This is a genomic window from Nocardiopsis sp. NPDC055824 (genome assembly GCF_053616335.1).
The window spans coordinates 1-7753 of sequence record NZ_JBSHDN010000260.1; the positions used below are offsets into that span (position 1 = coordinate 1).

General features: G+C 72.8%; 5 protein-coding genes. 2 read left to right on the plus strand and 3 right to left on the minus strand.

Translation table 11 applies throughout. The features are described 5' to 3' along the window. Positions 1–75: 75 nt before the first annotated feature. Complete coding sequence (gene secD / locus ACWGL3_RS29460; RefSeq protein ID WP_452462041.1) at positions 76–2736, minus strand: protein translocase subunit SecD; 2661 nt, start codon at positions 2734–2736, stop codon at positions 76–78. Positions 2737–2818: 82 nt separating this feature from the next. After that, complete coding sequence (locus ACWGL3_RS29465) at positions 2819–3274, minus strand: hypothetical protein (protein WP_267948041.1); 456 nt, start codon at positions 3272–3274, stop codon at positions 2819–2821. Between the two features lie 226 nt (positions 3275–3500). Between ACWGL3_RS29465 and metG the strand changes: the two genes are divergently transcribed. Further along, positions 3501–5318, plus strand: coding sequence for a methionine--tRNA ligase (gene metG / locus ACWGL3_RS29470; RefSeq protein WP_452462042.1), 1818 nt, complete (start codon positions 3501–3503; stop codon positions 5316–5318). Positions 5319–5401: 83 nt separating this feature from the next. Then, the gene (locus tag ACWGL3_RS29475) at positions 5402–6325 is read left to right on the plus strand and encodes a TatD family hydrolase (protein WP_267948043.1); all 924 of its coding nucleotides are present in this window, start codon (positions 5402–5404) and stop codon (positions 6323–6325) included. 153 nt (positions 6326–6478) lie between these two features. On the opposite strand, the gene rsgA is transcribed toward ACWGL3_RS29475, so the two are convergent. After that, complete coding sequence (gene rsgA, locus ACWGL3_RS29480; protein ID WP_452462043.1) at positions 6479–7588, minus strand: ribosome small subunit-dependent GTPase A; 1110 nt, start codon at positions 7586–7588, stop codon at positions 6479–6481. Between the last annotated feature and the right edge of the window lie 165 nt (positions 7589–7753).

Genomic DNA, 7753 nt, shown 5'->3' on the forward strand with positions numbered 1-7753 from the left:
GTGTCACCACACGTTCCCGGGGCCCTCGTCCGTTCGGCCGGGACCTCCGCGAGGAGGCCCCGGCGCCGAACACGGCTAGACCACGGCGCCGTCGTCGGCCTCGCGGGCGGCCTTGGCCGCCACCTTCTGCTTGGCCTTGCGGTCCTTGATCACGTGGGGCGGGGCCGTGCGGTCCCACTTCTGCAGCCAGATGGCGAGCGGCACGGCGACGAACACCGTGGACACCACGCCCGTGGTCAGACCGACCAGCATCGCGATCGAGAAGTCCTGGAGCGAGGACCCGCCGAGGAAGACGAGGAAGCCCAGGATGATCCACGCGCCGACGGTGGTGTTGACCGTACGCGGCAGGGTGTTGAGGACCGCCCGGTTGGCGATCTCCTTGAACGAGGACTTCTCGTCCCTCGCCCACTCGTCGCGCACCCGGTCGAACACCACCACCGTGTCGTTGACGGTGAAGCCGATGACACTCAGGATCGACGCCAGGAAGACGCCGTCGATCGGCTTGCCGAGCCAGATGAACAGGCCGACCACCAGCAGCATGTTGAACGCCAGGGACAGCATCGTGGAGACGCCGAACGACCAGCGGAAGCGCCAGGCCAGGTAGATCATCTGGAGCGCCAGCGCGGCGCCCAGGGCGATCAGGGCCCGGTTGCGCAGCTCGTCGCCCATGCTCGGGCCGATCAGCTCGTCGCTGACCCTCTCCACGCCGCCGGTCGCCTCCGACAGGGCGTCGGTGATGCTCTCCGCCTCCGGGTCGGAGATGTCGCCGGTGCGCACGGCGATGTCGCTGTCGCCGGACTCCTGCACGACGGCGGTGTCCGAGCCGGGGAAGTTCAGGCCCGAGATGATGTCGCGCGCCTCGTCCACCGAGATCGGGTCGCCGGTGACCTCGTACTCCATCACGCGGCCGCCGGTGAACTCGACACCGAGGTTGGTGTCGCGGATCAGCGGTGCGGCGATCGCGGCCGCCACGATCAGCGCGGCGACGACGAGGGCCTTGCCCCGGTGCTTCATGAGGTCGGGGTTCTTCTCGACCAGCCAGGTGCGGATCGGGCCGATCTGGTTCAGTCCGGTGACGGCCGGGTGCTTGCGGATGACCGCCCTGCGGACCGCCCACTCGACGAACACGCGCGCGATGACCAGCGCCGAGAACATCGAGACGACGGTGCCGATGCTCAGGGTCACGCCGAAGCCCTGGACGGTGCCGGAGGCGAAGAAGAACAGCAGGGCCGCCGCGATGAGCGTCGTGACGTTGGTGTCCAGGACGGCGCTCCACGCCTTCCGGGAGCCCTCGACGAACGCCTTCTCCAGGTTCGGCGGGACCGCCCTGCGGCGACGGCGGGCGAGCGCGCCCGTCTCGGCCTTGGCGGCCTCGTCCTCGGTGGCGTCACGCATGCCCGCGGACTTGTTGGACTCGTACACCTTCTGCTGGCGCTGGTACTCCTCGCGCGCCCGCTCGAAGATGAGCACGTTGGCGTCGATGGCCATGCCGATGGCCAGCACGAAGCCGGCCAGGCCCGGCAGGGTCAGCGTGGCCCCCAGCGCGACCAGCGCTCCGTACGCGATGAGCGTGTAGAACGCCAGGGCGACCGAGGCGAGGAAGCCGACCAGGCGGTACACCAGCGTGATGTACAGCGCGGTGAACGCGATGCCCAGGAGGGCGGCGATCGCGCTGGCCTCGATGGCGGCGGCGCCCAGGGTCGGGCCGACCGTCTGGCGCTGGACCTCGGTGACCGGCAGCGGCAGGGAGCCGCCCTCGATCAGCACGGCCAGCTCGTCCGCGGTCTCACTGGTGAAAGTGGGACTGGTGATGCTGGTGGAACCGCCCGGCATACCGACCTCGCAGCCGATCTCCGGGTTCACCTCCGGGGCGGAGATGATCTGGTCGTCCAGCACGATCGCCACACGGCGCCGCGGGTCGCCCTGCTCGTAGCAGGCCGCGGCGCCGGTCAGCTCCGCCCACTGGTCGCGGCCCTCGCCGCGGAAGTTGACGTTGACCGTCCACTGGGTGCGGTTGACGCTGTCGAGCGCCGCGTCGGCGCTGGACACCCGGTCGCCGCGGATGGCGGTCTCACCGAGCTGGAGGTAGGTGCCGTCGGCGTCCGGGAGCGTCATGGCGACGTCCTCCGGGTTCTCCGCGCTGGGACCCGCCGGGGCCTGCTGACCCCCGGTGGGGTCGCCGCCCATGCTGCCCATGAGCTCTTCCAGCTGCTCGGGGGTCATCTCCTCCCCGCCGCCGCCGGCGTCCTCGCCGCCCTCGGCGCCCTCGGCGTCGGAGGGTGCGCGGGCCTCGTCGGCCGCGGTGTCCGGCGCGTTCGCGAAGTCGCCGGCAGGGGGGGCCTGCACGCCCTGGCCGCCCTGCTCGCCGACGCCCAGCACGGGGTGGAAGGACAGCTGCGCGGTCCGGCCCACGATCTGGGCCGCCTCCGCGGGGTCCTGCACGCCGGGGAGCTCGACGATGATCCGGTTCTCACCGGACCGGGACATGGTCGCCTCGGCCACGCCGAGGCGGTCGATGCGCTGGCGCAGCACCTCGACGACCTGGTCGGTGTTGTCGGAGTCGGCGGGGGTGCCGTCGGCTCCGTCCTGGGTCTCCAGCACGATCTGCGTGCCGCCGCTGAGGTCGAGTCCCAGGCGGGGTGGGATGAACCACGCCGCGCCGAACGCGACGAGGATGACGAGGAGGGAGATGAGCGCGCGTGTCCAGCGCGCTCCCGCTCCCGTTTGACTGGACAAGGGGTAGGTACCTCTCACTGCGAAGACGGGTAGCCGAACGCACGCCCGGAAGGAACCGGGCGGGGGGTGTGGCCGGGGACGGTCAGATGACGGTGTTCGCTGCGAGAGGCGGGGCCCGCGTCGGCGGCAGCTCCCCGGAGGCGACCTGTTCGGGAACGGGGTCGGAGGCCGGGGGCGGCAGCGGCCACCAGGGCTGGTCCCACACGGCCAGGCGCAGGGCGCGACCGGGCACCGTGTCGGGCAGGTCGCGCAGGACGGAGCGCTGGTCGCAGGTGGTGGCGGGAGGGCCGACCGTGAGCACGGGGTTCTCGGCGAGGTTCGCGCGCTCGCGCGGGGTCACCGACTCCTGGGCGGCGCGGCCCGGGGCGCCGTCGGGGGCGCTGGCCAGGCCGTGCGGCGGCAGGTGGGCGGAGGCCGTCCCGCCGCCCGTGCCGGAGGCGACGGGGAACGACAGGATGACCAGCAGCACCATGCTCGTGAGGAGCGCGGTGGTGTGCCGGGCAGGGCGGGGTAGGGCACGGGTATCCGTGGTGACCACCGCCTCAGGTGAAGGACCGGGGAGAGGGCGTCTCCGTCACCGCGCGCCCCGGCGGCACGCGGATCGTCCAGCAGAGCATACGGGTACGGGTCCTCCCCGGGGAATCGTCCCCGGCGGGGAGAGGTGCGGGCCGCCGCGCGGATCGGCGGCGACACGGGGGGCCGGGGGCGCGCGAGCGGGAGAAATGAGGTGCGGGGCAGGCCCCCGGCGGCTTTAGGCTTGGGGCATGTCGTCGAATCGCCACATCCTGACCGCGGTCGCCTGGCCCTACGCCAACGGACCGCGCCACATCGGCCACGTGTCCGGCTTCGGGGTCCCCTCCGACGTCTTCTCCCGCTTCCAGCGAATGTCGGGCAACCACGTGCTGATGGTCAGCGGCACGGACGAGCACGGCACCCCGGTCCAGGTGCAGGCCGACCAGGAGGGCGTCACCCCGCGCGAGCTGGCCGACCGCTACAACCGGATCATCTCCGAGGACCTCGTCGCCCTCGGCCTGTCCTACGACCTCTTCACCCGCACCACCACGGGCAACCACTACGCGGTCGCCCAGCAGCTGTTCACCACGCTGTACGACAACGGGTACGTGTTCACCCGCACCACCAAGGGCGCGGTGTCCCCGTCCACCGGCCGTACGCTGCCCGACCGCTACATCGAGGGCGTCTGCCCGATCTGCGGCTTCGACGGCGCGCGCGGCGACCAGTGCGACAACTGCGGCAACCAGCTCGACCCGATCGACCTCATCTCCCCCCGCTCGCGGATCAACGGCGAGACCCCCGAGTTCGTGGACAGCGAGCACTTCATGCTCGACCTGCCCGCGTTCGCGGAGGTGCTCACCGCCTGGCTCACGGGCAAGGAGGGCGAGTGGCGGCCCAACGTCCTCAAGTTCTCCCTGAACCTGGTGGACGACCTCCAGCCGCGCGCGGTCACCCGCGACCTCGACTGGGGCGTGCCGATCCCGCTGGACGGCTGGAGCGACAACGCCAACAAGCGCCTGTACGTGTGGTTCGACGCGGTGATCGGCTACCTGTCGGCGTCCATCGAGTGGGCGAAGCGGATCGGTGAGCCCGACGCGTGGAAGCGCTGGTGGCAGAGCGACGAGGCCCGGTCCTACTACTTCATGGGCAAGGACAACATCGTCTTCCACTCGGTGATCTGGCCGGCGATCCTGCTGGGGGCGTCGGGCCGGGGCGACCGGGGCGGCGAGCCCGGACCGCTCGGCGGGCTGGACGTCCCCACCGAGGTGGTCTCCAGCGAGTTCCTCACCATGGAGGGGCGCAAGTTCTCCTCCTCACGCCGCGTCGTCATCTACGTGCGCGACTTCCTGGAGCGCTACTCGGCCGACGCGCTGCGCTACTACATCATGGCCGCCGGGCCCGAGACCCAGGACACCGACTTCACCTGGGCCGAGTTCGTGCGCCGCAACAACGACGAGCTGGTCGCGGCCTGGGGCAACCTGGTCAACCGCTCCATCTCCATGGCCGCCAAGAACCTCGGGGAGATCCCCGCGGCCGGTGAGCTCACCGACGAGGACCGGGCCGTGCTGGAGGCGTCGAGGGGCGCGTTCGCGCGCGTCGGCGAGCGCCTGGAGCGCTCCCAGTTCAAGGCGGGCCTCCAGGAGGCCATGCGGACCGTCGCCGAGGCCAACAAGTACATCTCCGACCAGGCCCCGTGGGCGCTCAAGAAGACCGACCCCGAGCGGATGGCCACCGTCCTGCACGTGGCCCTCCAGCTGGTCCACGACGCCAACACCCTGCTGACGCCGTACCTGCCGGAGTCGGCCAACAAGGTGCACGCGATGCTCGGCGGCACCGGGACCTGGACGGGCATGCCCCGGCTCGACACCGGGCACGACACCGTCGGCGGCTCGGAGGATGCGGTGGACTACCTGGTCATCACCGGCGACTACGCCGGGGACGCCGCGCGCTGGGAGTCCACGCCGATCGTGCCGGGCACGCCGCTGGGCCGCCCCGAGCCGCTGTTCGCCAAGCTCGACCCGTCCGTCGTGGACGAGGAGCTGGCACGCCTGGAGAACCCCGCAGAGTAGGCCCGGGCGACGGCCGGGAAGCAGGACGACCGCGCCGACGGGCCACGCCCGTCGGCGCGCCTTCGCGAAGGAACGTGAACACCATGGGCAAGCGCAGCGGCAGAGCGGTCAGGGAGCGCAACGACCAGACCCCTCCGCCGGTACCGGAGCCCCTGCGCGTCCCGGTGGCCGACAGCCACACCCACATGGACATGCAGACCCCGGCCGTCGAGGACATCATCGCGGCCGCCGAGGGCGTCGGGGTGACCCCGCTCGTCCAGGTGGGCGTCGACCTGCCGTCGTCGCGGTGGGCGGCCGAGGTCGCCGCGGCGCACCCGGGGAAGGTGTGGGCCGCGGTGGCCCTGCACCCCAACGAGGCGCCGCGCATCGTGCACGGCGACGGAGCCTCCGGCGTGGAGCCCGACGACACCGACTGGGCCGGCAAGGCCAGGGAGCCGGCGGGCCGCGCGGGGCTGGAGGAGGCGCTCGCCGGGATCGACGAGCTGGCCGCACTGCCGCAGGTGGTGGCGGTCGGCGAGACCGGCATGGACACCTTCCGCACGGGGCCCGAGGGGGCGCGGGCGCAGGAGGAGTCGTTCCGCCGCCACATCGCCATCGCCAAGGCCCACGGCAAGGCCGTGATGATCCACGACCGCGACGCGCACGACGACGTGTTCCGGATCCTGGCCGACGAGGGTGCGCCGGAGCGCGTCGTCTTCCACTGCTTCTCCGGCGACGCCGGCATGGCCCGGGTGTGCGCCGAGCACGGGTACTTCATGAGCTTCGCCGGCAACGTCACCTTCGCCAGCGCCGAGTCGCTGCGCGAGGCCGCCGCGGCGGCGCCGCCGGAGCTGGTGCTGGTCGAGACCGACGCCCCGTTCCTCACGCCCAAGCCCTACCGGGGGCGCCCCAACGCCCCGTACCTGATCCCGCACACCCTGCGCCTGCTGGCCGAGGTCAAGGGGATGGACGAGGACGAGCTCGCCGGGATCGTCGCGGGCAACGCCCGCCGCGCCTTCGGGTTCTGAGGGGGCGGCCGGGGTCCGGCGCGCGCCCCGTGCGACCCCGGCGGGCGGCCCCCGCCGGGCGGCGACGGGGCCCTTCCCGGGCGGGAAGGGACCCGTCGCGTCCGATGGGGCCTCGGGGGCCGGGCGCAGGGCCCGGCGCACCCGCGGGGCGGGTCAGCGGCCGCGCTTGAGCCGGGCGTTCGCGCGGGCCTCCCGCTCGGCGGCCTTCCACCGCTGCTTGCGCTCGGCGCGCACGCGCTGGTCGCCCCGGGCGCTGTTCCACTCGGCCTCGCGGCGGAGCCGGTTCCAGCGGGCCAGCCGTTCGGAGTCCAGTTCGCCCTCGTCGACGGCGGCGGTGATCGCGCAACCGGGCTCGGACCCGTGGGAGCAGTCCCGGAAACGGCACCGCCCGGCGAGTTCGCCGACGTCGGCGAAGGTCCGGTCGACGCCTTCGGGATCACCCGGCACGTCGATGCGCCGCACGCCGGGGATGTCCAGGACCAGTGCTCCGCCGGGCAGCTCCAGGAGCTGGCGGTGGGTGGTGGTGTGGCGCCCCCGCTTGTCCTGGCGGATCTCCCCGGTGTCCATCAGGGACTGTCCGGCGAGGGAGTTGACCAGGCTGGACTTGCCCGCCCCGGAGGTTCCCAGCAGCACCCACGAGGTGCCGGGCAGGAACCGGGGGGCCAGCTCCGCCAGCCCGTCGCCGGTGTGGGCGCTGACGCCGTACACGTCGGCGCCGGCGGCCACCGTCCGGACGAGTTCGAGGACCTCGGGGAGCCGGTCCCCGGCCAGCTCCGACTTGGTGACGGCGACGACCGGGGTCGCGCCGCAGGCCCAGGCGAGGCTGAGGAAGCGCTCCAGGCGGCCCACGTTGGGCCCCTGGTCGGCGGCCTCGCAGACCAGGACCGCGTCGACGTTGGCGGCCAGCACCTGGTCGTGGGAGTCCTTGGCCACGCCCTGGCGGACGAGGCTGGTGGAGCGTTCGAGGACGGCCTCCACGAGCCAGGTGTCACCGGACCGGCGTACGGCGACCCAGTCGCCGGCGCACGGGGCCGTGGAGGGGTCCTCCCGCGCGGCCCTGGTCAGGGCGGGGGCGTAGTCGGCGTGGGCCTCGCCCGGCAGGCGGACCAGCGCGCCGCCCCGGCGGGAGGAGGACACGCGTGCCGGGTACAGGGCGTGCCCGCTCGCGTGGGAAAGGGAGTCGAAGGCGTGTTCGGCACGCGGGTTCCAGCCCAGCCCGGTCAGCGGGTGGGCGGTGGGCGTGTCGGTACGGGATGTGCTCACGGCGGTCTCTCTGGGAGGCGAGCCGTCCGGAGGGGGTTCCCTCAGGGCTCGCGGACGAACGGGAAGGCGGGGAGGGTGGTACTCGCAGAGTCGGTCATCGCTCTTCCTTCCGTCGTCGGTCGCCGTTCGGTGCACGACGCCCGCGGGCCCGCCGAGTCTAGGACC

What these genes read in the sequence shown, in the direction of transcription:
- ACWGL3_RS29475 (WP_267948043.1), top strand. Translation starts at nt 5,402, where the DNA reads ATGGGCAAGCGCAGCGGCAGAGCGGTCAGGGAGCGCAACGACCAGACC.
- metG (WP_452462042.1), top strand. Translation starts at nt 3,501, where the DNA reads ATGTCGTCGAATCGCCACATCCTGACCGCGGTCGCCTGGCCCTACGCC.